Here is a 316-nt window from a genome sequence, read left to right on the forward strand (position 1 = left end):
ATTCATGAAAAACGTGTCGTTACCAGTGGATGGTTACAACAGGCAGAGATTGAAATAATAAGCCACCCAGGCGTCGCTTATGCGGCGCTTTGGAGGAATATGGAGTTTACTCTGGGTGTGGGTATCGCAGCCTTTCTTTTTGCTCTACTGCTCACTAGTTTCTTCGTCAAACGATCTCTTGAGCCCTTGAATCAACTTTCAGGCGCGGCAACTCAAATCGCTAATAGGGATTTCAACATTTCATTGAGTAAGCCTGATACACAAGATCTGGTGCCTGTATTTAATGCCTTTGAGTCAATGGTCATTCGTATAAAAG

Annotated in this window: 1 protein-coding gene; it reads left to right on the forward strand. The window is 43.7% G+C overall.

Translation table 11 applies throughout. The annotated features are described in order from the left end of the window. Nucleotides 1–316: LapD/MoxY N-terminal periplasmic domain-containing protein (locus AB4585_RS27890; RefSeq protein WP_372172001.1), on the forward strand; the 316-nt coding region annotated here is incomplete at both ends.

The sequence above is a fragment of the Vibrio sp. 10N.222.49.C9 genome (assembly GCF_041474985.1).
Classification (GTDB): domain Bacteria; phylum Pseudomonadota; class Gammaproteobacteria; order Enterobacterales; family Vibrionaceae; genus Vibrio; species Vibrio crassostreae_C.